Origin of the sequence: Dolichospermum sp. LEGE 00240 (assembly GCF_015207875.1) — a bacterium.
GTDB lineage: Bacteria > Cyanobacteriota > Cyanobacteriia > Cyanobacteriales > Nostocaceae > Dolichospermum > Dolichospermum gracile.
The window spans coordinates 97923-121443 of record NZ_JADEVZ010000002.1 but is presented as its reverse complement, the minus strand read 5'-3'; the positions used below and the strand labels follow the sequence as shown (position 1 = coordinate 121443).

The 23521-nt window shown below is 39.0% G+C and carries 23 protein-coding genes, 1 tRNA gene and 1 pseudogene; 13 read left to right on the top strand and 12 right to left on the bottom strand.

All coding sequences use genetic code 11. The annotated features are described in order from the left end of the window. Nucleotides 1-2 precede the first annotated feature (2 nt). The 4 genes from IQ226_RS00550 to IQ226_RS00535 all read left to right on the top strand — a co-directional run bounded on the left by IQ226_RS00550 (nucleotide 3) and on the right by IQ226_RS00535 (nucleotide 4074). The gene (locus IQ226_RS00550; protein ID WP_228039169.1) at nucleotides 3-299 is read left to right on the top strand and encodes a hypothetical protein; all 297 of its coding nucleotides are present in this window, start codon (nucleotides 3-5) and stop codon (nucleotides 297-299) included. A 396-nt stretch (nucleotides 300-695) separates the two neighbouring features. After that, a complete protein-coding gene (cysK, locus tag IQ226_RS00545) occupies nucleotides 696-1637 on the top strand; it encodes a cysteine synthase A (RefSeq protein WP_193890766.1) in 942 nt (313 codons plus the stop codon). Nucleotides 1638-1838: 201 nt separating this feature from the next. Continuing rightward, nucleotides 1839-2987, top strand: coding sequence for a CRISPR-associated endoribonuclease Cas6 (gene cas6, locus IQ226_RS00540; protein ID WP_193890763.1), 1149 nt, complete (start codon nucleotides 1839-1841; stop codon nucleotides 2985-2987). 64 nt (nucleotides 2988-3051) lie between these two features. Next, entirely contained in the window at nucleotides 3052-4074 is a 1023-nt protein-coding gene (locus IQ226_RS00535) for a tRNA-dihydrouridine synthase family protein (RefSeq protein WP_193890761.1), read from the top strand. A gap of 38 nt (nucleotides 4075-4112) precedes the next feature. Here the strand turns inward: IQ226_RS00535 and IQ226_RS00530 are convergent. Next, nucleotides 4113-4186 (bottom strand) — tRNA-Arg (locus tag IQ226_RS00530). 330 nt (nucleotides 4187-4516) lie between these two features. On the opposite strand from IQ226_RS00530, the gene IQ226_RS00525 reads away from it, so the two are divergent. The 3 genes from IQ226_RS00525 (at nucleotide 4517) to IQ226_RS00515 (ending at nucleotide 7158) form a co-directional block, all read left to right on the top strand. Continuing rightward, the gene (locus IQ226_RS00525) at nucleotides 4517-5179 is read left to right on the top strand and encodes an Npun_F0813 family protein (protein ID WP_193890759.1); all 663 of its coding nucleotides are present in this window, start codon (nucleotides 4517-4519) and stop codon (nucleotides 5177-5179) included. Nucleotides 5180-5262: 83 nt separating this feature from the next. After that, complete coding sequence (locus IQ226_RS00520; RefSeq protein ID WP_193890756.1) at nucleotides 5263-6120, top strand: hypothetical protein; 858 nt, start codon at nucleotides 5263-5265, stop codon at nucleotides 6118-6120. Nucleotides 6121-6138: 18 nt separating this feature from the next. Continuing rightward, nucleotides 6139-7158, top strand: a complete 1020-nt coding sequence (locus tag IQ226_RS00515) for a transposase (RefSeq protein WP_193890754.1) — start codon at nucleotides 6139-6141, stop codon at nucleotides 7156-7158. Between the two features lie 135 nt (nucleotides 7159-7293). On the opposite strand, the gene IQ226_RS00510 is transcribed toward IQ226_RS00515, so the two are convergent. The 3 genes and pseudogenes from IQ226_RS00510 to IQ226_RS00500 form a co-directional block, all read right to left on the bottom strand. Further along, nucleotides 7294-8100, bottom strand: a complete 807-nt coding sequence (locus IQ226_RS00510) for a glycosyltransferase (RefSeq protein WP_193890751.1) — start codon at nucleotides 8098-8100, stop codon at nucleotides 7294-7296. Nucleotides 8101-8359: 259 nt separating this feature from the next. Then, nucleotides 8360-8716, bottom strand: a pseudogene (locus tag IQ226_RS00505) (HlyD family efflux transporter periplasmic adaptor subunit); the annotation flags it as partial. Nucleotides 8717-8897: 181 nt separating this feature from the next. Further along, on the bottom strand, nucleotides 8898-9122 hold the full coding sequence (locus IQ226_RS00500) for a hypothetical protein (protein ID WP_193890745.1): 225 nt from the start codon (nucleotides 9120-9122) through the stop codon (nucleotides 8898-8900). Between the two features lie 854 nt (nucleotides 9123-9976). Here IQ226_RS00500 and sir point away from each other — a divergent pair. Further along, nucleotides 9977-11890 (top strand): sulfite reductase, ferredoxin dependent, encoded by a 1914-nt coding sequence (gene sir, locus IQ226_RS00495; RefSeq protein ID WP_193890742.1) that lies wholly within the window; start codon nucleotides 9977-9979, stop codon nucleotides 11888-11890. 232 nt (nucleotides 11891-12122) lie between these two features. Here sir and IQ226_RS00490 read toward each other — a convergent pair whose 3' ends face one another. From IQ226_RS00490 to IQ226_RS00480, 3 genes are all read right to left on the bottom strand, one after another. After that, nucleotides 12123-12773, bottom strand: coding sequence for a hypothetical protein (locus IQ226_RS00490; protein WP_228039167.1), 651 nt, complete (start codon nucleotides 12771-12773; stop codon nucleotides 12123-12125). After that, nucleotides 12773-13486, bottom strand: a complete 714-nt coding sequence (gene pyrF / locus IQ226_RS00485) for an orotidine-5'-phosphate decarboxylase (protein WP_193890739.1) — start codon at nucleotides 13484-13486, stop codon at nucleotides 12773-12775. Before pyrF ends, IQ226_RS00490 begins: the two co-directional genes overlap by 1 nt. Before the next feature lie 154 nt (nucleotides 13487-13640). Then, nucleotides 13641-13835, bottom strand: coding sequence for a type II toxin-antitoxin system HicA family toxin (locus tag IQ226_RS00480; protein WP_193890736.1), 195 nt, complete (start codon nucleotides 13833-13835; stop codon nucleotides 13641-13643). Nucleotides 13836-14021: 186 nt separating this feature from the next. Between IQ226_RS00480 and alaS the strand changes: the two genes are divergently transcribed. Continuing rightward, nucleotides 14022-16664 carry an alanine--tRNA ligase gene (gene alaS / locus IQ226_RS00475; protein ID WP_193890734.1) on the top strand — a complete coding sequence of 881 codons (2643 nt, stop codon included), beginning with the start codon at nucleotides 14022-14024 and terminating at the stop codon, nucleotides 16662-16664. Between the two features lie 75 nt (nucleotides 16665-16739). Here alaS and IQ226_RS00470 read toward each other — a convergent pair whose 3' ends face one another. From IQ226_RS00470 to IQ226_RS00460, 3 genes are all read right to left on the bottom strand, one after another. Then, nucleotides 16740-17072 carry a type II toxin-antitoxin system PemK/MazF family toxin gene (locus tag IQ226_RS00470; RefSeq protein ID WP_193890731.1) on the bottom strand — a complete coding sequence of 111 codons (333 nt, stop codon included), beginning with the start codon at nucleotides 17070-17072 and terminating at the stop codon, nucleotides 16740-16742. Continuing rightward, nucleotides 17057-17254, bottom strand: coding sequence for a DUF2281 domain-containing protein (locus tag IQ226_RS00465; RefSeq protein WP_193890729.1), 198 nt, complete (start codon nucleotides 17252-17254; stop codon nucleotides 17057-17059). The genes IQ226_RS00470 and IQ226_RS00465 overlap by 16 nt, the downstream gene beginning before the upstream one ends. 72 nt (nucleotides 17255-17326) lie before the next feature. Then, nucleotides 17327-17491, bottom strand: coding sequence for a type II toxin-antitoxin system HicB family antitoxin (locus IQ226_RS00460; RefSeq protein WP_370567057.1), 165 nt, complete (start codon nucleotides 17489-17491; stop codon nucleotides 17327-17329). A 292-nt stretch (nucleotides 17492-17783) separates the two neighbouring features. On the opposite strand from IQ226_RS00460, the gene IQ226_RS00455 reads away from it, so the two are divergent. The 4 genes from IQ226_RS00455 to IQ226_RS00440 all read left to right on the top strand — a co-directional run bounded on the left by IQ226_RS00455 (nucleotide 17784) and on the right by IQ226_RS00440 (nucleotide 20645). Continuing rightward, nucleotides 17784-18914 (top strand): ATP/GTP-binding protein, encoded by a 1131-nt coding sequence (locus IQ226_RS00455; RefSeq protein ID WP_193890726.1) that lies wholly within the window; start codon nucleotides 17784-17786, stop codon nucleotides 18912-18914. A gap of 2 nt (nucleotides 18915-18916) precedes the next feature. Continuing rightward, nucleotides 18917-19573 (top strand): DUF3226 domain-containing protein, encoded by a 657-nt coding sequence (locus IQ226_RS00450; protein ID WP_193890723.1) that lies wholly within the window; start codon nucleotides 18917-18919, stop codon nucleotides 19571-19573. Nucleotides 19574-19725: 152 nt separating this feature from the next. Then, nucleotides 19726-20310 (top strand): Uma2 family endonuclease, encoded by a 585-nt coding sequence (locus IQ226_RS00445; RefSeq protein ID WP_193890720.1) that lies wholly within the window; start codon nucleotides 19726-19728, stop codon nucleotides 20308-20310. Nucleotides 20311-20384: 74 nt separating this feature from the next. Further along, a complete protein-coding gene (locus tag IQ226_RS00440) occupies nucleotides 20385-20645 on the top strand; it encodes a hypothetical protein (protein ID WP_015080621.1) in 261 nt (86 codons plus the stop codon). Here the strand turns inward: IQ226_RS00440 and IQ226_RS00435 are convergent. Both IQ226_RS00435 and IQ226_RS00430 read right to left on the bottom strand, forming a co-directional pair. Continuing rightward, complete coding sequence (locus tag IQ226_RS00435; protein ID WP_193890717.1) at nucleotides 20634-21557, bottom strand: 1-aminocyclopropane-1-carboxylate deaminase/D-cysteine desulfhydrase; 924 nt, start codon at nucleotides 21555-21557, stop codon at nucleotides 20634-20636. The two genes, IQ226_RS00440 and IQ226_RS00435, sit on opposite strands and share 12 nt — an antisense overlap. Before the next feature lie 443 nt (nucleotides 21558-22000). Then, nucleotides 22001-23392 (bottom strand): amidase, encoded by a 1392-nt coding sequence (locus tag IQ226_RS00430; RefSeq protein ID WP_193890714.1) that lies wholly within the window; start codon nucleotides 23390-23392, stop codon nucleotides 22001-22003. Between the last annotated feature and the right edge of the window lie 129 nt (nucleotides 23393-23521).

Below are 23521 nucleotides of genomic sequence, written 5' to 3'. Positions count from 1 at the left end.
AAATGCAAATTCTGTCAACAATCGGAGCCCTCTTAATTTGGTTTGTCGAATTTTATGGTAGAAAATCTAACTATAAAGATTTTATTACTGATGGTGATAAAGATAGTTCTTGCGACATTGTTTTTGATAACACAAACAATCAGGGAGATAAAATTTTTTATGTCGTGCAGTCAAAATGGAACAATGCTGATAATTCAGAAAAAGAAACTAATAAAGATGAAATACTGAAAGCACTTAATGATTTTGATACAATTTTACGAGGGAAAAAGCAAGCTGCAAAACGCATCCTATCAAACTAATATGATGAAACAGAAATTTCCGTTGAGGATATTGAAAATGTAACAATTAAAGATAACGAAAAACTTATTCAGGTAGAAACTGGTGAAGAAAATAATAGCGAAAACAACGATTAACATACAAGATTGGGTTGTGGAACGTAAACGTATTCCTGGGAGACACTGCGTGAACGCGGAGCAATTAGCATGAAAACCAACATGAGCGTTGGGTTGCGCTGTCGCTTAACCCAACCTACGAATCAAGACTTTTTTCAATTTGGCGAAGGTATTAACAATTAGGAATATTTTCTTGTGGGAATAGACAGAAATTGTGGTAAAATGGTCATGTCTACTATAAAAAATTAATCAAATAAATACCTAATCAAAATAGATTAATATATAAATTTTAGGAGTTAAAAAATGCGAATTGCTAAAGACGTAACAGAACTTATTGGCAAAACTCCATTAATTCAGTTGAATACAATTCCCCAAGCCGAGGGAGTAGTAGCGAGGATAGTCGTCAAACTAGAAAGTATGAATCCTGCGGCCTCTGTAAAAGACAGAATTGGCGTAAGTATGATCCTTTCCGCTGAAGCTGAAGGTTTAATTTCACCGAGCAAAACCATTTTAGTTGAACCAACATCTGGTAACACAGGTATTGCTTTAGCAATGGTAGCAGCCGCCCGTGGCTACAAGTTAATTTTAACTATGCCGGAAACCATGAGCCAAGAAAGACGGGCTATGTTGCGGGCTTATGGTGCAAGTTTGGAATTAACACCAGGAACTCAGGGAATGCGCGGCGCAATTAACAAAGCCGAGGAGATTGTTGCCAATACTGCCAATACCTTCATGTTACAACAATTTGCTAACCCAGCCAATCCGAAAATTCACCGAGAAACCACCGCAGAGGAAATTTGGGCAGATACGGACGGAGAAGTTGATATCATAATTTCTGGGGTAGGAACGGGCGGCACAATTACTGGTATTGCTGAAGTAATTAAACAACGCAAACCGAGTTTTCAAGCGATCGCAGTCGAACCTAGTAATAGTCCGATTCTATCAGGTGGTAAACCCGGTTCTCACAAAATTCAAGGGATTGGTGCGGGATTTATTCCTGATGTTTTGCGTCAAGATCTAATTGATGAAGTAGTTCAAGTGGAGGACGCAGCAGCAATGGAATATGGACGGAGATTAGCCAGGGAGGAAGGTTTATTATCAGGAATATCTTCTGGTGCGGCTTTAGCTGCTGCTATTGTCGTGGGTAAACGCCCAGAAAATGCGGGTAAATTAATAGTAATGATTCAACCTTCTTTTGGTGAACGCTATTTAAGCACCGCATTGTTTCAAGATTTGATGAGTTAAACATTTCTTAGGTTGGGTTGACGCAAGGAAACCCAACAAAATTCTTGCTAATTTTTGTCTTTGTTAATTTAATAATTTCATCAGGCAGTTGTTTTTCTAGACTTTTGCCCTGCGGCACTATTTTCCTCATAACTCATCCCCGCAAGGGGACGGAAATACAGTAAAATATTCAGCATTAACATATTGCAGGATCAAATAAAAATGCCCAATTCAGCTACATCCAGCAACCGTAAAACCCCATCAAAAACTACCTATTTAGCATGGGCGGATGATACGGAATTAGTTAGCTTAGTCCTTGACTTAGAAGCAACCAATTCCACCAACCTATACTCACAATATACCATTGGACTTCATGCTTGGTTTCTAGACCAAGTGCGGCAAATTAACCCAACACTTTCAGCCTATTTGCATGATAGTGAGTCAGAAAAACCTTTTAGTATTTCCGCACTAGAAGGTCAATTATTTCCCACGGGAAAACAACTACAACTACAAGCAAATCAGATATATCGTTGGCAGATTAACGCCATTTCTCAACCAGTGGTCAAGTTTTTGAGTGAGTGGTTAATACAACCTCCAACAACTTTAAAATTAAGAGATGCCGTCTTACAAATAAAACAGATAAGTATTATCCATCCACCGACTACTTACAACCACCTCCTACAATCATCTACAGGAAATCATAAAAATATTAATCTGAGTTTTGTTTCTCCTACCAGTTTCCGTCGGAAAGGACATCACTTTCCCCTACCCGTTCCTGTTAATCTTTTCCATAGTTACCTCAGACGCTGGAACGACTTTTCAGGAATATCTATAGAACCAGAAGCTTTTCTAGAATGGATAGATGAAAATGTCATCATTCACAAATATCGCTTAGAATCAGTCAAGGTTGCGGCAGGTAAACGGGGTTCTGTCACTGGGTTTACAGGGGCAATTTCCTTGGGTTTGAGTCAAAGCGCTTTAACTAATATCGAATTTACTCAGTTATTTTATGCCTTAGTGCAACTTGCTCCCTACTGTGGAACCGGACACAAAACCACCTTTGGACTCGGACAAACCTGTTTAAATTGGGTAGAACCAGAATCAAACACACCTGTTGAAGTTGTCAATAACCAACTACCAAAGCGTATTGAAGAATTAACAGCAATATTCACAGCCCAACGGAAACGCATAGGAGGAGAACGCACGGAAAAAATTGCTACAACTTGGGCAACAATTTTAGCCCGGAGAGAGATGGGGGAATCATTACAGACAATATCTGAAGATTTAGAAATGCCTTATACCACAGTCAAAACCTATGTCAAATTAGCTCGGCGGATGCTTGTACAGCATGAGTCACCGAGTCAGGAGTAAAATGAGCTTGCTCATTTTGCGGAAAAGTCCCAATCCAAAATCCAAAATCTAAAATCTTTCTGTCATGTCCCAAGTATCGCTACCCCAATCGCTTCAGCAAGACTTACCACTTACCGCTCTTGCACCTATGCAGGATGTGACCAATCTCTGGTTTATGAAAGTCATTGCCCACTACGGTAGCCCTGACTACTTCTTTACTGAGTATTTTCGCGTTAATGATACCTCACGACTCAATCGGAAAATCCTGGCGGCAATTACCGAAAATGATACCGATCGCCCGGTTTTTGCTCAGATGATTGGCGAAAGTATTCCCGATTTAGCCAGAACGGCAAAGGAACTCTGCAACTATAATATCGCTGGAGTAGACTTGAATATGGGCTGTCCTGCGCCGAGAATCTATCGTAAAAATGTTGGGGGTGGATTGCTGCGAGAACCGGAAAAAGTCGAGCGGATTTTGGGAGAACTGCGTTCTGTGGTTAATGATAGACCTTTAACGGTGAAGATGCGTGTAGGCTTTGAAAATACAGATAACTTCTATAAAATCCTAGATATAATTGCTGATCACAATATTGATTTATTGAGTTTGCATGGTCGCACGGTCAAAGATATGTATCACGGGGAAGTTAAATATGATTTGATTGCGGAAGCGGTGAGACGGGTTAACTGTCCAGTGCTGGCTAATGGCAATATCAAGTCGGCGACAACTGCCTTGGAAGTGCTTTCGCAAACGGGGGCTGCGGGGGTGATGGTGGGACGTTGGGCGATTGGCAATCCTTGGCTGTTTAATCAAATTCGTCAGGCTTTACGGGGAGAACAAATCACCCTAGTGCCGTTAGTGGAGGTGCGCCATTACATCGATCGCCTATGGCAAACCCCTACAGCTTCCACTATGCCAGAACGAGCGCGGATCGGCTACCTGAAAATGTTTCTGAACTACATTGCTTTGAATATTGACACTGATGGTCATTTCCTGCGAATGATGCGGCACACTTCTACAGAGATAGAATTATTTAACCTCTGCGATCGCTTTCTCCTCACAGATTTAACGAAAACTTTAGCCCTGACACCCTCAACTATTCTTGTGTAAATCTAGCTAACTGGCAGATAAACAAGATATCTAATCAATGGGTACGGCTGGACTCGAACCAGCGACCGTCCGCTTAGAAGGCGGATGCTCTATCCAACTGAGCTACGTACCCGTGAAGCCTTTACTATCATATCTCAAATTGTCTAAATAGGCAAGAGGAAATTAAAAATTTCCTAATTTTAGTAATCAACTACAAGTGATTGAGCAGTCGGCGTAGAATAAGAAACAAAATAGATACGATATTCAGATATATTGTGATGTCAAGGGGTGATTGCCCAGGAATATGTATACTTACATAGAAGCTTACCCCAGTCAAGTATCCAGTCCCCGGCAAATGCTCTTTGCCAACTCGATAAGTAATTATACTTCATCGTAATGATACTAAAAACCATTACATATTCTTGATCAACAAAGCCAATGTGAGGAGTTATTTACTAGTGCTATGTTTATTCTCAAACGGCAGGATGTTGAAATTTCAACGGTTCAGCACCCCAACAAAGAAGATCGGCAAGTGCCAATTCTCTATTATCAGGGGCAGACTTTTCGCTTGATTACGGTTTTTAAGTCCAGTGAAGAAGACGAAGCTAAAACTTTTTGGAAGTCGTTAACAGATAACCGAGGCAAAGCCTGCATCTTACTAGAAGAACCAGAGCGCTATAGCATTTGGGGAAAGGTTAGGCTAGATCAGATCAGTAGTGATACTGGCAGTCATAGCAAAGCCGATATTTTGACACTAAGTGTTCTGACGCTGTTACAAGCTGTTTATCTAGATATTGAAGATCTATTAGGGAATCGTCAAGCAAGTTTATTTGCCAAGGATATAACAGGGGTATTACAGCAAAAACAATTTCCCGATATATCTTCTGCCGATACAGTAAAATCGTTCTTGACCGAGGATTTGTCACAAATGAGTAAAATACCGACTTGGCAAGAAACTCATGTGATTATTCTTTTAGAAGAACTGCACAAATTAGGAAAAACATACTTTGGTGATACCAACTTTGCCCATCAACTAGATGACCGATTACAAGATATGTCAGTAGAAGAACAAGAACTATTTATCAGTTGGGTGCAAAAATCTCCCCTGAATAAGCTTTGGCAGTAGGGTGGATATTGGTTTGTAATCTGCTATATTTCATTCAATGTGCAAAAAATATTACATTCAGAGCATTTGCCTAGTTAGTCCCTATGAGTAGATCTTACAACAATTCATCTCCCGTTAAGTCCCTATTAACTACTCAAAATCTCGTTTTGGCTGGTTTTAGCTGGGCTGTTTTAGCATTGTTATACTTTTTGTTGTTTAGTGCCAAAATCCCTGACCCAGAGCAACGGGGAATGGAAGTCCGCGATCAGTGGTATGTGATTGGCACAAATATTTTTGAAGCTGTGGCTTATTTGGGTGCAAGTCTCTTATGCTGGAGGAACTGGCGGAGTACCCAAATGGTTAGTAGTGGAAAAGTCTGGCTGTCAATCGGGTTAGGAATGTTTGCCTATTTTATAGGTGGACTCGTTTTCGGCTATACAGAAATCGTCCTCAAACAAGATCCAGATGTATCTATTGCTGATATATTTTTTGTCCTCACATATTTATGTTTAGGGGCTGGTATGGCTTTAGCCTTGGTTTATCGCCGAATTCACTTGGAATTATGGCAATGGCTAATTGTGGCGGCAGTTGGAGCATTAGGCAGTTTTCTGGCTTGGTTGATTTCTCAAAAGGAACAAGCATCAACTGAACAAATTGCCTTTTTGCTGAATTTGTTTTACATAGTTAGCGATGTGGCGCTATTAATTATTGCCACAATTATGCTACTGGCTTTTTGGGGAGGTAAAGTCTCCTTATCTTGGCGAATGATTGCCGCAGCCGCATTTTCGCTCTACATTGCAGATATGTGGTTTAAATTCGCTCAAGGACCGGATTATCAAAGTGGAGACATACTAGAAGTATTCTGGGTGTTTAGTGGAGTGTTATTCGGTCTGGGTGCTGTCCTAGAATACGACGCATCATTGAGTCTTAAACGCCGAGACCGTGGACGCAAACGAACTTAACAAATTTTGGTGTCTACCGTGAGAAAATTAACAGATTCTGACAAACAAGAAATTCTCAAGCTCTATCGAGAAACTGCCGAAACAACCTCGACTTTGGCAGAACGCTATGGTGTGAGTAATTCCACAATTAGCAGGCTGCTCAAAAGTACCTTACCAGAAGAAGAGTATGAATTTCTCGTTTCTTTAAAACGTGCCGCCAGAACCCCTGAAGGCAGAGCGCAGGTAAGTTATGAGCAGTTACCGCTGTTGAATCAACCACCATTAGCAGTGGAAATTTCTGGCACTGCTGACCCGGTGGAGAGGTTATCTGATCTAGAACTAGAACAGCCGACAATAGCAGCAGAACCAGAACCAGAAGGAGATGGTGATCCTGATTTTGCTCACCCTAGTCCGGTTATTAGACGGGTAAAAACACGCTCCTCGGCCGTGGAAAAACCTAAACTTCCCGTTGTCAAGGAAACTCCTGTTGTTAAAGAACTAGAAATTGTCAGACACAAGCCAACAGAAACGCCAATTATCCCCAAACCCAAGATAGATGTGGAATCTCCATATTCACAGCCCAATTTGTTTGCGGAAATCTTGGATGAGGATTTGCTGGATGAACCTGATGATTTGGATGACGATTTAGATGATGATTTGTATGAGGATGAGGAGGATTTTGAGGACGAAGACTATGAAGCCCCAAAACCCCTAGTTACCAGACGGGGAAATGGGGAAGTATCTGTTCAGGTTTTACCATTGTCGGTTGCCCATTTACCGAAAACTTGCTATTTGGTAATTGATCGGTCTGCGGAGTTAATTACCCGTCCCCTCAAGGATTTTGGTGATTTAGGTCTGATTCCGAGTCTGGAAAATCAGCAGAAAACTCTACCGATTTTTGATAACCATCGGGTAGCTAAACGCTTTTCTACTAAGCGCGATCGCGTGATTAAAGTCCCCGATAGTCAAATGCTCCATAAGGCTAGTAGCCATTTACAAGCTAAGGGGATTACGCGACTGTTGATTGATGGTCAGGTCTACTCCTTGTCTTTAGTTTAAAGGCAATGGAGATATTTGCTGGTTGGAGTAGTTCAGTTCACTACTCTAACCACTGTCTCATAAAACTACTGCAAGGGGTTTAAGTTAAGTGGACTCGTTGAACCAAGAATCTCAGCGGCTTCAGCCCTGAGAGTGTCAATCAATATCCTCTTTCCGATATAGCTCAAACCTGCTAGGAGGCTTAATCACTAGTTTGTAGACATCGGATAAACCCCGTCGTTGTAGGGCATTTTCCACGGCTCGTCGAGCATGATACTGCTGTTCGCTGGATTGACCTTGAGAGATGCTCTCAGTGTGTTCCCGGTAAAAGTACAAAGGTTCTTCTAAATAGTAAAATTCCGTCACTTCGGACAGTCTAAGGCAAAGATCGTAATCTATTGCACAAGGGAATGACAGGTCAACTCCGCCGACTTGATCGTAAACCGAGGGACGGATCAGCCGGAAGTGAAACGTCATAAAGTCTACTAACATCTGTAGCTCAGAATAGGGAATTTGACAACGCCTGCCCAGTCCACCGATGTTATTTTCTGCATCTATGGTCTGATACTGGGTGTAAACCATACCCACGTTAGGATGGGTATCTAGCAGGGCTGCTGTGGCAGTCAGCGCAGTTGGAGCCAAGAGATCGTCACTATCTATCCAACCCACATAGACACCAGCAGCCATGTCATGGGCTTGTTTTAGGGACAGCACTCGTCCTTGGTGGTCAGCAGCTATTAACCGAATGCGTGCATCTTGTTGAGCATAGTCAGTGGCAATATTCAAGGATTGATCGGTAGACCCATCATCCCAAATAATCAGTTGAAAATTAGTATAGGTTTGGGATAGGACACTGGCGATCGCTGCACCCAAATATTTTTCTCGGTTAAAGACTGTCATAATCAGGGACACAAAAGAAGCTTCTAATGGCTGACTTTGATGATCGCTGGCTGGGTAAGACATAATGTTTCACAAGAATAGGATGGATAAATAAAAAATCGGTGTTGGTGATTGTATGATTTTGTTTCACGCAGAGGCGCTCCAGGCGCAGAGAGTAAGAGTTGGCAGTTATTGGTTTTAAATTGATACTCACCTGAGTTCGACATAAGATAATTTTTGGAAAACTGCCCCAAATATGAGTCTCAAACCTTTATGATCTCGTTGAAAAAATCATAACTCTGTTCCCGTAGCGTCTCCGAAGGAGAAACTCCTAACACCGAACTCAGGTGATACTCGTAACCTCCTGTAAACAGAAAACACCATAGTCTGGATAGGGACAGGCAGAGAGCCGTAATTGTGTTTTTTGACCTATTTTCACCTTGCTGATATCCTCCACCGAAACCATTGCCCTGAGTACAAATTTTGTTTGACTGGGTGCAATTTGAGCAATTTCTTCCCCAGAACGGACAAATTGCCCTAGATTTCGCAGATTGAGGTTAAGGACTATGCCATCTACTGGTGCTTTAACTAGACTTTTTTGTAAATCCCTCTGGATTTGCTGCAATTCCCGGCGATCGCGGTTTAACTGGTTTTGAATTTCCATCTGACGCTGAATCAAACTAATACGTTCTTTCTGTGTTGAAGATTTTTGATTAGAATCTGGAAACCAACTCCCATTTCTGGAGTAATGCGATTAAAAACCCCAGCCCCTTCAAGATAGAGCGACTGGAGCAAATTACTAAGATCTATTTTCAAAATTAGGAGTGCGATTTCACTCATGTAGGGGTTTAGCAGTTTGCTTTACCCAGCAACGCCGTGAATTAATAACCATCACCAGTAACGACTGGTGGTGGAACTACAACTGGGACACATCCAGAGTTTAATTTAGAACAGGATTTGTTAGATTTTCCACTCTTGCTTCTTCCAGACTTGCCAGATTTACCAGCACAGCCACCGCTTAATAGGGATTCTTCTTGCACGGACAGTTCACTGAGGAAGTTTTCGATATCGGTGAATAAATCAAAGCTGTGTGTAGAGTTTTTCATTTGATATTACCTTTCCTTGTTTGCTGCGTTGTTGATTCAGATAAACGAGACCCATCCAAAGTTCACATCTATCACTCAGAGGAAGCATATATACTTTAAAGTTTTTGTACTGCAAGTTTCTCCTAGCTAAACTTGTAATAAAAACGATGTAAACTATGTAGGGTAAAGCTTTTAGGGATGATCTAAAAATGAAGCTCTAATCCGTTCTTAGTATTTAAGATGCAGGTCTTGTTTCTTAACTGGATCAATCTTAGTAGATTTAGATAAGAACAATCAGCGGTGAGATTACTGAATTTATCTGAATGAATATCGGTAAACCAAAAAGTTTTTTAGAAGTCCTGCTATACCAGCATTTCAGTTAAATATAGGAACACCACGAAACCACCCATTAGTTGGTAATACTAGCAATATCTGCCAGAACGAAGCGATCACTCTATTACTAATGGTGTTTGTACTGATCGTATTTTCTTTCTTTAGAAGAGCTTAAACTACTTCATGATAACTTAAAATATGAATTGAATCAACGACAATTTTTAACGTCAACCTACTTAGCATGGGAACGGCCATATTGAATATTCATCTCAGTGTCCACTAAAATAGACATCTGGTGAAAATTATCCTAGGGACAATTCATGAATTGTCCCTACAAGAGTTTCGGGTTATGCACATTTAATTATCGGAGATGTCTAATGATCAACTACATCATTAATAAAGTTGGCCTCTCATCATGTTAGAATTAGAATAATATTCATAATTCCGACCGACTTTAAGTAGTTTAACTAGCCAAATAAGTGCTATTAATTGCCTAATTTCAGTTTCATCTACCGCCTTATTAAGACAACGTATCTACTGTAATGGTTAACTCTGCTACTTCCCCCGTGAACAATCGTAAGCCTTCTAAAGTCGAAGGTATCAAAGAAAATAGTAATTTTTTACGTGAACCTGTTGCCACTGAGTTACTTCAAGACACGACGCATTTTAGTGAAGACGCAATTCAGATTCTTAAATTTCACGGTTCTTATCAACAGGATAACCGTGATAACCGCGTTAAGGGTCAGGAAAAAGATTATCAAATGATGTTGCGGACAAAAAATCCCGGCGGGTTAGTACCTCCTGAGCTATATTTGGCTTTGGATAAATTGGCGGATGAATATGGTAATCATACCCTCAGAGCTACTACTCGCCAAGGCTTTCAACTACATGGTATCCTAAAAAAGAATCTGAAGGCGGCGATCGCTACAATTGTCGAAAATCTCGGTTCAACTTTGGGAGCTTGTGGTGACATTAACCGCAACGTCATGGCTCCGCCAGCCCCCTTTAAAAATCGCTCAGAATATCAGTATGCTTGGGAATATGCCCAAAATATCGCTGATTTACTTTCTCCCCAAACCGGTGCTTATTACGAAATTTGGTTAGATGGGGAAAAAGCCGTTAGCGGCGAAGAACATCCAGATGTCAAAGCAGCGCGACAAACCAATGGTAATGGTACTATTATTCATGATTCCGTAGAACCTATCTATGGAACTCACTATATGCCCCGCAAATTTAAAATTTGCGTCACAGTTCCGGGAGATAATTCTGTTGATTTATATTCCCAAGATTTGACTTTGGTGGTGATTACCAATAAAAAAGGTGCATTAGCAGGATTTAATATTTTTGCTGGTGGTGGTTTGGGTCGCACTCATAATAAAGAAGAAACCTTTGCTAGAACCGCTGACCCCATTGGCTATGTAGCTAAAGCTGATGTATATAATCTTGTAAAAGCTATAGTTGCGACACAACGAGATTATGGCGATCGCACGGACAGACGACACGCGAGATTAAAATACTTAATTAATGATTGGGGTGTAGATAAATTCCGCACTCAGGTAGAAGAATACCTTGGTAAAAAACTCGAACCATTTAAACCCCTGATTCAGTTTAAATATAAGGACTTCTTAGGTTGGAATGAACAAGGCGATGGTAAACTCTTTTTAGGTATTTCCATTGATAATGGGCGTGTCAAAGATGATGGCGATTTTAAACTTAAAACCGCTTTGCGGACAATTGTTGAACAGTTTAACCTGCCAATTCGCCTCACAGGTAATCAAAACCTACTATTTTACGACATAGCACCAGAAGACAAAGCAGCCATTCAAGAGATTCTCGATAACTGCGGCGTTGTTGCCGACCCTGAGCAAATAGCAGCACTAACAAGATATGCTATGGCTTGTCCAGCCTTGCCTACCTGCGGTCTAGCTATAACAGAATCAGAACGAGCCATCCCTGGAATTTTAGAGAGAATCAGGGCTTTATTAGATAAACTGGGTTTACAAAATCAACATTTTGTGGTAAGGATGACCGGTTGCCCTAATGGTTGCGCTCGTCCTTATATGGCAGAATTGGGTTTAGTGGGTAGTGCGCCAGAATCCTATCAAGTTTGGTTGGGTGGTTCACCACATCAAACCCGGTTAGCACAACCTTTTACAGAAAAACTGCACCACAATGATCTGGAAAGTTTTCTAGAACCGATTTTTGTCTTCTTTAAAAAGTCCCGCACACCAAAAGAAAGTTTTGGGGATTTTTGCGACAGATTGGGTTTTGATGCGATTCGGGAATTTGTGGCTAACTACACCCCAGGAGATCCTACCAGCAGTGGTAAATCCCGTCACCGTGTGAGTCTGCGGGATGATTTTTACGCTCAACTCAAGGAAACGGCGGAAAAACAAGAACGACCGATGACTGATTTGGTACATGAGGCTTTGGAGAAGTATTTCCAAACTCTCTAAAAATATAGCAATCCTATTTGAGTTGAGAACTTATCGGTCAGTGAAGGGAACAGGGAACAGGGAATAGGGAACAGGGAATAGGGAACAGGGAATAGGGAACAGGGAATAGGGAACAGGGAACAGGGAATAGGGAATAGGGAATAGGGAATAGGGAATAGGGAATAGGGAGAGAAATTTTCTTTATTCTTCTTTATCCTGACTCGGTGACTCCTGACTCCTTCTTTCCGACTCTTTAATCAATTGTCTGACAATCTCGTAACCACAGTTTAACACCTTGAGCGATCGCACTATTACTACTATCCCTGGGTGGTGCAATCGGTGGTTTAACTGGATAACTGCTGGTTTGGGAAAACATCATCACCACAGTCCAGCCAATATTAGTTTTTGTCAGAAATAGCCTGTGGAATTCTTGTAATTCTACGGCTTTTTTATGGATATATTTCCGTCCTAATGTAGTAAAGAAAACCTGTCTGACACCCTCCCCATTATACTTATCTCCATGATCAATACCTGGATTTAATGGTAAAGATTTAAACTCTGGTTGACCCGCAGCCAATATATAGGAAAAAGTATCAACACTCCGTTTGAGACGACGAGAACGTTGAATTACCCGGTTAGTATAGCTAGGTAAATCTAACATCATCTGGGTTGTTAAAGTTTCCAGACTTTGCTCAGAACAAGAATTATCAATTTCAGGACTTACAGGTTGAGAAGGAATATTTTTAGCATAAGCAGGGGAGTTAAATACTAGAAATATCAGCAAAGCTATCAAACACCTGAGTGAAGAGATAGGGGACAGGGAAGAAATTTCCTTCTTTTTTCCTTCTTCCTCCTGACTCCTGACTCCTGACTCCTGACTCCTTCTTCCGACTCCTTTATTCATCACACTGTTTTTAACTCCTCAACAATCTGATTCCAGGCTAACTCAGGTTCAGCCGCAGCGGTAATGGGACGACCGATAACTAGATAATCTGCACCGGCTGTGATAGCTTGGGAGGGAGTGAGCGATCGCTTTTGATCTCCTTTCTCAGCCCAACTCGGACGCACACCTGGACAAACCAGTAAAAAATCCTTTTCACAACTTGTTCTTAATTGTTGCACCTCTTGGGGAGAACAAACAACCCCATTTAAACCAGAATTTTGCGCCAACAGTGCCATTTCTAAAGCAAATTCTGGCAGTTCGAGCGGAATTTTCAAATCAAACGCCAATTGTCGCGCCGAAATACTGGTTAACAAGGTAATAGCGATTAACTTCGGTGGTTTTGTCCCAGCTTTTTCCGCCCCAATTTGCACAGCTTCCGCCGCCGCTTTTAAAGCATCTCTACCACAAGTAGCGTGAATTGTCAATAAATCTACCCCATACCCGGCCGCAGCGCGACAAGCACCGGCGACAGTATTGGGGATATCGTGAAATTTCAAATCGAGGAAAATCCGCTTTTCTTGAGATTTGAGGATATCCAGAATCTTGGGACCTGTGCTAGTAAACAACTCCAAACCAACTTTCCAAAAAGTGACTTGGGGAAGTTTATCAACAAGAGCGATCGCACTCTCTAAATCTGGTACATCTAAAGGAACAATAATTTTTTTAGTATTCATAATTTTGATTATTACTTCTTACATATTATCCAATTTATTAAGTAATGGGACAGAATTAATTACACAATTGATTTTTCTGTTCCCCTTTCCCAGTTAAGAGTTCCCTCTCTCAAGGAGTGAATTTAATTGTGTTCACCTACTTAATCAATTGTTTTCAAGATTTAGCTAATTTTTCGTTAACTTCGTTTTCTATATATATTTTAGCATCATCTCCATCTTTGCCAGATATGGTAATAGGATCTTCTGGTAATAAAGGATGATACCAACGGGTATGACTTCCTTTTGCTGAACGGTAAATAAACCCGGCTTTTTTGAGTAAACTTTTTAATTCTCTAATTTTTTTCGGCATTTTTCAACGGAAATATTATTAATGTATATGAATTGATGTTAATTTGATACCAATTAGCAATGAGAAACCTTGACTAAAGATATTGAAAGCTGACTATATTTTTTATTTCCTGGCATAAGTTATAAATAGTAATGATGCTTTTTGCAGACTTTCCCAATTTAATTAAATTTGTTTTCTTAAACACTCATGTCTTCAACTCTTCAGTTTCTTAGCGGTAACGATATTCGTCAATTATTCCTCGACTTCTACGCACAACGGGGACACCAACCGCTTCCGAGTGCTTCTCTTGTTCCAGAAGATCCGACTGTGCTGCTAACGATCGCAGGTATGTTACCATTTAAGCCGATATTCCTGGGACAGCGGACACCGGAATTTAAACGCGCTACGACTTCGCAAAAGTGTATTCGTACCAATGATATCGAAAATGTAGGACGCACTCACCGTCATCATACATTTTTTGAGATGTTGGGGAATTTTAGCTTTGGTGATTATTTTAAACCACAGGCGATCGCTTGGGGTTGGGAATTATCTACTCAAGTCTTTGGTTTCTCTCCTCAAAATCTCGTTGTCAGCGTGTTTGAGGAAGACGATGAAGCTTTTGCAATTTGGCGCGATACTATTGGTGTAACGGAAAAACGCATCAAACGCATGGGTGCGGATGATAATTTCTGGGTATCTGGTGCTACTGGTCCCTGTGGTCCATGTTCGGAAATTTATTATGATTTTCACCCAGAACGCGGTGAAGATAATATTGATTTAGAAGATGATACCCGATTTATCGAGTTTTATAACTTGGTTTTCATGCAATATAATCGGGATGCGTCAGGAAATTTAACCCCGTTGCAAAATAAGAATATTGACACGGGAATGGGTTTAGAAAGAATGGCGCAAATCCTGCAAAAGAAGCCAAATAATTATGAAACAGATTTGATTTTCCCGATTATTGAAACTGCGGCAAAAATTGCCAAAATTGATTATCATCAAAGTGATGAAAATACGCAAGTTTCTTTAAAGGTAATTGGTGATCATGTCCGTTCTGTGGTTCACATGATTGCTGATGAAATTCGCGCTTCTAATGTGGGTAGGGGTTACGTTTTACGGCGGTTAATTCGTCGCGTCGTCAGACATGGGAGATTAATCGGAATTTCTGGAGAATTTATTAACCAAGTTGCAGAAACCGCAATTTCTCTTTCGGAATCAATTTACCCCAATTTGCGACAAAGAGAAGCTGCTATTAAAGCGGAATTACAAAGAGAAGAAAGTAATTTCTTGAAAACTCTTGATAGAGGAGAAAAACTATTAGCTGAAATTATCCAAGATGTAAAACAAAAAGGATTAACTTCTATTAGTGGTGAAAGTGCTTTTACTCTCTATGATACCTACGGTTTCCCATTAGAATTAACCCAAGAAGTTGCTGAAGAAAATCACATTACTGTTGATGTTGATGGTTTCAATGCAGAAATGCAAAAACAAGTAGAACGCGCAAAAGCTGCACATGAAACCATTGATTTAACTGTTCAAGGTTCTTTGGATAAACTTGCAGAACATATTCACTCTACACAATTCATTGGCTATACCCAATTAACAACAACTGCAAAAATCGAAGTTTTATTAGTTGCTGGTGTTTCCGAAGAAGCAGCAGAAGCAGGAACAGAAATACAAATTGTTTTAGATAAAACACCTTTTTACGCTGAATCTGGGGGACAAATTGGCGATAAAGGATATATTAGCGGTGATGGTGTTTTAGTCAGAATTGAAGACGTGAAAAAAGAATCTGATTTCTTTATTCATTTCGGACGCATTGAACGGGGAACAATTAGAATTGGTGATGAAATTACCGCCCAAATAGATACCGCTTGTCGTCGTCGCGCTCAAGCTAATCATACAGCAACTCATTTATTACAAGCTGCTTTAAAGAAAGTTGTTGATGAAGGAATTTCTCAAGCTGGTTCTTTGGTTTCTTTTGATAGATTGCGCTTTGATTTTAACTGTCCCCGCGCTTTAAATGCTGAGGAAGTTATTCAAATTGAAGAATTAGTAAATAGTTGGATTTCTGAAGCTCATTCTGCTACAATAGAGGAGATGCCCATAGCCGAAGCAAAAGCTAAAGGTGCAGTCGCAATGTTTGGGGAAAAGTACGGTGATCAAGTGCGGGTGATTGATTTCCCTGGAGTTTCGATGGAATTATGTGGGGGAACTCATGTTAATAATACTGCGGAAATTGGCGTTTTCAAAATCATTGCTGAAGCCGGAGTTGCGTCTGGGGTAAGAAGAATAGAAGCGGTTTCTGGGGCTGCGGTATTGGATTATTTGAATGTGCGTGATATAGTTGTGAAGGATTTGTGCGATCGCTTTAAAGTCAAACCGGAAGAAATACCCGACAGAATCACAACTTTACAAACCGAACTCCGCAACAATGAAAAAGAAATTCAAAGTCTGAAATCACAAATAGCAATAGTTAAATCTGATAGTTTATTACAGACTGCGGAAACAATAGGAGAACACAAAATCATCATCGCCCAAATGGAAGATATTGACGCAGAATCATTAAAAGATGCTGCGGAAAGATTGCTGCAAAAAATCGGTAATGGTGCTGTGGTTTTAGGTTCTATTCCCGAAGCAGGAAAAGTGAGTATTGTTGCAGCTTTTAGTTCTGAAGTGAATAAAAAAGGTGTCCAAGCTGGAAAATTTGTCGGAACGATAGCTAAAATCTGTGGAGGAGGGGGTGGTGGAAAACCCAACCTCGCGCAAGCTGGGGGAAGGGATGCAAGTAAGTTACCAGAAGCATTAGAAACTGCAAAAAATGACTTGTTAGCAGCGTTAAAATAGGTTTTTGAACAATAAGGTAGAGACGTTTCATGAAACGTCTCTACAATGTATGCACCAAACATTAAAATTGACTGTCTAAGACTGTAAAATTTCAAAAATTTTGTTAATGACTTCTGTTAATTTTTCGGATTTTATTTCACCTGCTTTATATAGAATAATTTGCCTTTCAGCAGTAAAAAGCCGATTTGGTCTAATATTACTTGGCTGATTTAAACCACCTGAGTTAAAATCAAAATTATCTATTCCAATAGCATACATATCATTAACAGATTGACTGGTAATTTGACAAAGAATCATGTCATTTCCCTGAAGTGTAGCAATAACTAAAGCTGGTCTACGTTTTGTTTGACTTAAATCTGAAAATGGAAAGGGAACAATTACAACATCACCTTTTATAAATTCTGCCATGCTGCATCTTCCTCTGGTTTTAACCAATCTTTTGCCAGTGAAGATTCACTCATAATCGTAATTTCTAGCGTCTTATTTTGTTGGTGCTTGGTTTGCAAAAACTGGACAAAATCTAAGATTTCCTGTAACACAGGTTCAGGTAATTTTTCTAATTCTTGTGTTATTTGTTCTTTAATTGTCATTGAATTTTTACCATTTTATAACTGTCAATAAATATCATATCAAATTCAGCAGTAATTATAAAGTAATTAGATTTATATATTTACTGCAACTTTACCTACTTGTGTAAAAGCTTCAGGTATAGGTTTTCCATCTTCTTTCAATACTTCCAAATACAATTCTATAGCTTCTTTAATTAGTTCTTCTGTTTCTTGTAAGGTATCACCACAAGCAACACATCCGGGTAAGTCAGGAACAATGAAGCGATCAAATAAGGCTATGATCTAGCAGCAATTCTCATTTTAAGGTTTCATGACATTGAAACCCTTGCATTCATAGGATTTTACAATTCTTAACGAATCCGGGAATAGCTGAAATGACGCAAACTCCTTTCAAAATGAGAATTGCTGATTATTAATAGTAAGCCTCTTCATTGTATTACTTTTGATCAACTGCTTCAGGAGTCAATAGAAAAGTTGTCTACACTTAAAGCAAGTTATGAGCTAGAATAAAATTACTCATTATTTCTCTATTATCTACATCTTAAAAACAATGCTAAAAAGTATAAAAATAGAGAACTTTCGCTGTTTCAAATCTTTTGAACTTCAACAACTAGGTAGAATTAATCTGCTAGTGGGTGAAAATAATAGCGGGAAAACTTCAATATTAGAAGCGGTTCAGCTTTTATGTTCACGGACTAATCTTGAGCCACTTGGTGAAATAATGATTAACAGAGGTGAGTATGTTTGGAGTGATCATAATAAAAGAGATCATCAAGTTGATATTCGGCATCTTTTTTATGGTCATCAAACTGAAGATAAGAGTAAATTTTCTATCTCAGGTATTAATGACAATACCCAAGAAGAGCTTGATGTCTTGATACATACTCCACGTTCATATAATACTATTTCTCGTTATGAGAAAACGGATATTTATGAAGAAGATGCTTCTTTTGATAAGTTAAATAAACTCATTCTTTCTGTTAAATGGAAAATTGGGCAACAAGAATTTGTCACTTTACGAGCAATATCACGTGATGGTGGTATTTCAACCGAATCTCTTAGATTGTCGCGTAATAGCAATAAAGAAGAAAGTTTATCTAGAAAACTAAAAACACAATTTGTTAAATCATCTTCTTTAAAAACAGAGGAAATGATTGATTTATTTGATCAATTAGTATTAACACCTGAAGAAAACATTGTAGCGGACGCATTAAATAAAATAGACTCAAAAATTAAACGTATTGCTCCTATTAGTTCTCAAAAATTGAGGTATTCATCAGATTCACGGGGTGGTTTTCTGGTGCTTCTGGCTGATGGTAAGCGTGTACCTATTGGCAGTATGGGAGATGGTATTTGGCGAATTTTAGGACTTGCATTAGCCATAGTATCAGCTAAAGATGGATATTTATTTGTAGATGAAATTGACACTGGACTCCATTTTACTGCAATGTCTGATATGTGGAAAATGATTTGGGACACAGCCAAAAAATTAAATGTCCAAGTTTTTGCAACTACACATAATAGTGATTGTTGGAAAAGTTTAGCCGAAATTGCACAACAAGAAAATGTAACCGATGATGGTATTAGGATTCATAGAATTGAAAAAGGTAAAGAAAAAAGTATAGTCTTTAATGAAGCACAAATTGTTATTGCTGCTGAAAGAGAATTAGAGGTACGTTAGCAATGGCAAAACATTATCACCCCAAAAGGCTATTAGTTGAAGGTCAAGATGATTTACGAGTCATACCAGAATTAATTGAGAAAAATGGCATTTATTGGGGAGCAAAAAAAGAGGAAGCAATTATATCAATTCAAGAATGTGGAGGTTATGAAAATATTACTTATGACCTGATATATACAGAATTACAAACTGGAAGATGTACACATTTAGGTTTGATGGTAGATGCAGATGATAATGCTTTTTTACGTTGGCAAAGTATCAGAAATGCTTGTTTGCAAATAGAAAGTATTTCTCATCTTCCTGAACAAATACCAGAAACAGGATTAATTATTAATACATTAGATGGTAAAAAAATTGGTGTTTGGATTATGCCAGATAATATCATTGAAGGGATGTTAGAAACATTTTTAGGTTATATGATTCCAGAACAGGGAGAACATCTTTGGCAATATGCACAAGAAGTAGCAAGAGAAGCAAAAAATAAAGGTGCAACATTCAAAGAATCTTATATTGATAAAGCAGAAATTTACACCTGGTTAGCATGGCAAGATGAACCAGGTAGACAAATACATCAAGCTATCAAGTATAATATTTTAAATCCGCAAACTCCCAAGGTGCAGGGTTTTATCAATTGGTTTAAGGATTTGTACGATTTGTAATCTCAAAATTTAAAGATAACAACACCACCATAATTTTTTGTCTTGATCACTTATTTTTTATCAAATCAAACAACCTGCTAGACTATAATTATAACTTAGTTGAGAAATTTCTAGAAGCGACACCCAACCCATAAAACCTATAAATTAAAATTATGACCCTCGCACAAGAAACACGCTACTATTCACCTGAAGAATACCTAGAATTAGAGGTAAACTCAGAAATACGTCACGAATATATCAACGGATTAATTATACCCATGACAGGCGGAACACCCAATCACAACCAACTTGCAGGCAATTTTTACGCAATGTTAAATTTTGCGCTTAAACGTCAACCTTATCAAGTCTTTGTAACAGATCAACGTCTTTGGATTCCCACCAGAAAAATTCATACCTATCCTGATATTATGGTTGTGAAAAATCCCTTAGAATATGAAGAAGGAAGAAAAGACACCTTAGTAAATCCTGTGATGATTGCAGAAGTATTATCAAAATCTACCAAAAGTTATGATAGAGATGAAAAATTTGCAGCGTATCGGACAATTCCCAGCTTACAAGAATATATTTTAATTGATCAATACACAATGCACATTGAACAATATTTTAAAACTGATAATAATAAATGGATATTTTCTGAATTTACAGACGGAGATAGTAGCTTAAACCTATCTTCTATTCCCTGCCAAATGTTGTTAGCAGATATTTATGATAAAGTAGATTTCAACACCGAAGAATAAAAAAACTCAATCTTCCTCTTTGCGCCTCTGCGTGAGATAATAATTTCCAATAAATACCAAAGGAGTCAATAAAAATGAGTCGCATTAATCCTTATACCTTACAAATGCAAATTACCCAAATGTTTACTCAAGGACAATCATTTTTTGCCTTGACAAAAGTTCAAGATTGGTTAAAAGAACATAATCAAAACCCCTTAGACTACGAAATTCTCTTTCATAAAAAACCTGCACCTCCCGGTTCTAAGGAAGTCATGGTAATAGAAATAGAACTTAAACGTAAAGATGGACAACCTGTAGATCCTTGGTTACAAGAACAGGCTAATTTACACGCTTAATTTAGATATTGCATCTTGATTACCTTGTAAACCTCCAGTATGGATTAATAGCAAGGATTCTGATTTAAAAAACCCTTTTGCAATTAAATCCATCACTCCATAAAACATTTTTCCCGTGTATATATAATCTAAAGAGATATCATGTTGTTGTTGGAAATCTTGACAAAATAGCTTTAATTTATTTGTCACCTTAGCATAACCACCAAAATGATAGTCAGATACAAGTTGCCAAGGTGCGGGAGAATTAACAGGTGTTGGTAAACCAGAAGCTAGATAATTGGTTAATAAGTTATTGATATCTTCGTTGAGAAAATCACCACCTTTCAAAACAGGAAAACCAATTACTTTTTGTTCTTGGCTTAATGATAGTGTCATTCCTGCTAATGTTGTTCCTGTACCGCAAGCTAAACAGATAGTATCAAATCCTCTCACTGTTTGTAATATCTCTATACAGCCACGCATACCATTTAAGTTACCACCTCCTTCAGGAATCATAAATACTTCTCCAAATCGCTGTTTTAACTGATTTTGTAATTCTTCGGTATGACGTTTTTTATATGTTTGACGATCAATATATACTAATTCCATTCCCTGTGCTACTGCAAATTCTAAAGTAGGATTGAGAGGGATATTTTCTTCTCCACGAATTAAGCCAATAGTCCGAAAACCAAATATATTTCCTGCGGCTGCGGTAGCATAAATATGATTAGAATAAGCACCACCAAAAGTCAGAATTGTTGAGAAATTTTTCTCTTTAGCTTCCACTAAGTTATATTTTAGCTTGAACCATTTATTACCGCTAACATGAGGGTGCATTATATCCAGTCGTAAGACATATAATCTAGTATCTGCAATAGCACAGATTTCACTATGAACTTGTTGAATAAGTGGCGGAAAAAAAATTGACGACATTTTCCAAAAAAGTTAAGCTTTATCCAAATAGTATAAAATACTAAGGTTACAAGAAATATCCACCAATTATGGCTAACTTTTTTGATTTAATTACGGAAGAACTGCACAAGGTCACTTTCTGTTTTTTGAGATTATTTATATGTCTGAATCAGGATACTCAGGATTGAATATGGAAATATTTACTAACTTTCTGTTTTTTGAGATTATTTATATGTCTGAATCAAGATATTCAGGATTGAATATGGAAATATTTACTAACTTTCTGTTTTTTGAGATTATTTATATGTCTGAATCAAGATACTCAGGATTGAAGGATTAACAGGATTGATATGGCGATATTTACTAACTTTCTGTTTTTTGAGATTATTTTATGGATAACAATCCTGTAAATCTTTAAATCCTGTAAATCCTGATTCAGACATTTTGTCAATCCTGATTCTGACTTAAAGTGATGGCTGGTGTTGAATCCACGGGTTAGCGGCTTCTAATTCGGCTGCTAGACTAATAAGGGTAGATTCAGCAGCAGGTTTACCAATTAACTGTACACTCAGGGGTAAACCATTGCTATCAAAACCGACGGGAAGGGCGATCGCAGGTAATCCGGTAGCATTTGCGACAGGGCAAGGCGCGACCCAGTGGACAATTTTGGCGAATGTCTCTTCTGGACTCAAATCGGCCCATTCACCGACGCGAATGGGAGAATGTAAATAAACTGGTAATACCAATACATCTACAGTATCAAAAAAGGTGATAATTTGCCGAGAGACAATTTGCATTTGGGAAAGTGCTTGCAGATATTCAGCCACAGAACCGGTTTTGGCGAATAACCATTGGTTTAAAGGTTGCAAAGCTGGTGACGGGATTCCCGCTGCGGCAATTCCCGCTTGCCAAACTACTTTAAATGGTTCGATTAAATTGCTAAAATCTGGGTATTTTTCCTCAACTTGATGTCCAAATTGTGCTAATAACTCGACGGTTTTAAATACTCCCTGTTGACAATTAGCGTCAGCTTCTCCAAAGGGGAGAATATTGGTACTAAAAGCGATTTTTAAAGGATCTAATTTAACTTGAGTTGCAGACAGAAATGATGGTTGGGGATCTGGTAGCCAATAAGGATCACCAGTGACATAGCCAGAGATTACATCTAACATAGCGGCTGCATCCGCCACCGTGCGGGCAAGGGGACCATCAACAGCGATGCCCCCCAGGCGATCGCCTACAGGGGCTTTAGAGACCCTTCCCCTGGCTGGTTTGATGCCCACAACACCACAACAAGCCGCCGGACCACGTACCGAACCACCACCATCTGAACCTTGAGCGATCGCACTTAATCCTGCTGCTACCGATGCCGCTGCACCACCACTAGAACCACCTGGAGTATATTCTAAATTCCAAGGGTTTCTTGCTGGGGGAAATCCCGTAGGTTCGCTGTAAGGATAAGAACCTAATTCAGAAGTTGCGGTTTTACCCAGAATAATAAATCCCCCTTGTTTAATTTTCGTCACCACGCCATCATCATGATTGGCAATATTGTTTAACAGCGCTGGATTTCCATAAGTACAAGTAACACCTGCAACTGCACTTAAGTCTTTAATAGAAATTGGCACACCAAAAAACGGCGGTAATTCTGAAGTTGTAGTTAGTAATTCTGTTTTATGTTTAGCATCAGCGATCGCTAAATCTGCCGTAACTGTAAAATAACTCCCCAATTGGGGATTCAAGCGTTCAATTCTTTCTAAATATACTTCCACCAACTCCAGCGGCGACACCTCCCGTAGACGGATTAATTGTGCTAACTCTAAAGCCGGAGTAAAAGCTAAATCATTGTTATTCATTTTAACTTGTTGCAAAAAAGGGAACAGGTAATGGGTGATGGGTAATAAACACTCATTTTCACCAGTTTAGAGCTTCAGTCAAAAAAAAGATGCTGAGTCTGAAAAAACAGTGCCATTATTTCCATCTTT

Excerpts from the sequence above, each read along its gene's own strand:
- IQ226_RS00550 (WP_228039169.1), top strand. The coding sequence starts at position 3 with ATGCAAATTCTGTCAACAATCGGAGCCCTCTTAATTTGGTTTGTCGAA.
- cysK (WP_193890766.1), top strand. The coding sequence starts at position 696 with ATGCGAATTGCTAAAGACGTAACAGAACTTATTGGCAAAACTCCATTA.
- cas6 (WP_193890763.1), top strand. The coding sequence starts at position 1,839 with ATGCCCAATTCAGCTACATCCAGCAACCGTAAAACCCCATCAAAAACT.
- IQ226_RS00535 (WP_193890761.1), top strand. The coding sequence starts at position 3,052 with ATGTCCCAAGTATCGCTACCCCAATCGCTTCAGCAAGACTTACCACTT.
- IQ226_RS00525 (WP_193890759.1), top strand. The coding sequence starts at position 4,517 with ATGTTTATTCTCAAACGGCAGGATGTTGAAATTTCAACGGTTCAGCAC.
- IQ226_RS00520 (WP_193890756.1), top strand. The coding sequence starts at position 5,263 with ATGAGTAGATCTTACAACAATTCATCTCCCGTTAAGTCCCTATTAACT.
- IQ226_RS00510 (WP_193890751.1), bottom strand. The coding sequence starts at position 8,100 with ATGTCTTACCCAGCCAGCGATCATCAAAGTCAGCCATTAGAAGCTTCT.
- IQ226_RS00500 (WP_193890745.1), bottom strand. The coding sequence starts at position 9,122 with ATGAAAAACTCTACACACAGCTTTGATTTATTCACCGATATCGAAAAC.
- sir (WP_193890742.1), top strand. The coding sequence starts at position 9,977 with ATGGTTAACTCTGCTACTTCCCCCGTGAACAATCGTAAGCCTTCTAAA.
- IQ226_RS00490 (WP_228039167.1), bottom strand. The coding sequence starts at position 12,773 with ATGAATAAAGGAGTCGGAAGAAGGAGTCAGGAGTCAGGAGTCAGGAGT.
- pyrF (WP_193890739.1), bottom strand. The coding sequence starts at position 13,486 with ATGAATACTAAAAAAATTATTGTTCCTTTAGATGTACCAGATTTAGAG.
- IQ226_RS00480 (WP_193890736.1), bottom strand. The coding sequence starts at position 13,835 with ATGCCGAAAAAAATTAGAGAATTAAAAAGTTTACTCAAAAAAGCCGGG.
- alaS (WP_193890734.1), top strand. The coding sequence starts at position 14,022 with ATGTCTTCAACTCTTCAGTTTCTTAGCGGTAACGATATTCGTCAATTA.
- IQ226_RS00470 (WP_193890731.1), bottom strand. The coding sequence starts at position 17,072 with ATGGCAGAATTTATAAAAGGTGATGTTGTAATTGTTCCCTTTCCATTT.
- IQ226_RS00465 (WP_193890729.1), bottom strand. The coding sequence starts at position 17,254 with ATGACAATTAAAGAACAAATAACACAAGAATTAGAAAAATTACCTGAA.
- IQ226_RS00455 (WP_193890726.1), top strand. The coding sequence starts at position 17,784 with ATGCTAAAAAGTATAAAAATAGAGAACTTTCGCTGTTTCAAATCTTTT.
- IQ226_RS00450 (WP_193890723.1), top strand. The coding sequence starts at position 18,917 with ATGGCAAAACATTATCACCCCAAAAGGCTATTAGTTGAAGGTCAAGAT.
- IQ226_RS00445 (WP_193890720.1), top strand. The coding sequence starts at position 19,726 with ATGACCCTCGCACAAGAAACACGCTACTATTCACCTGAAGAATACCTA.
- IQ226_RS00440 (WP_015080621.1), top strand. The coding sequence starts at position 20,385 with ATGAGTCGCATTAATCCTTATACCTTACAAATGCAAATTACCCAAATG.
- IQ226_RS00435 (WP_193890717.1), bottom strand. The coding sequence starts at position 21,557 with ATGTCGTCAATTTTTTTTCCGCCACTTATTCAACAAGTTCATAGTGAA.
- IQ226_RS00430 (WP_193890714.1), bottom strand. The coding sequence starts at position 23,392 with ATGAATAACAATGATTTAGCTTTTACTCCGGCTTTAGAGTTAGCACAA.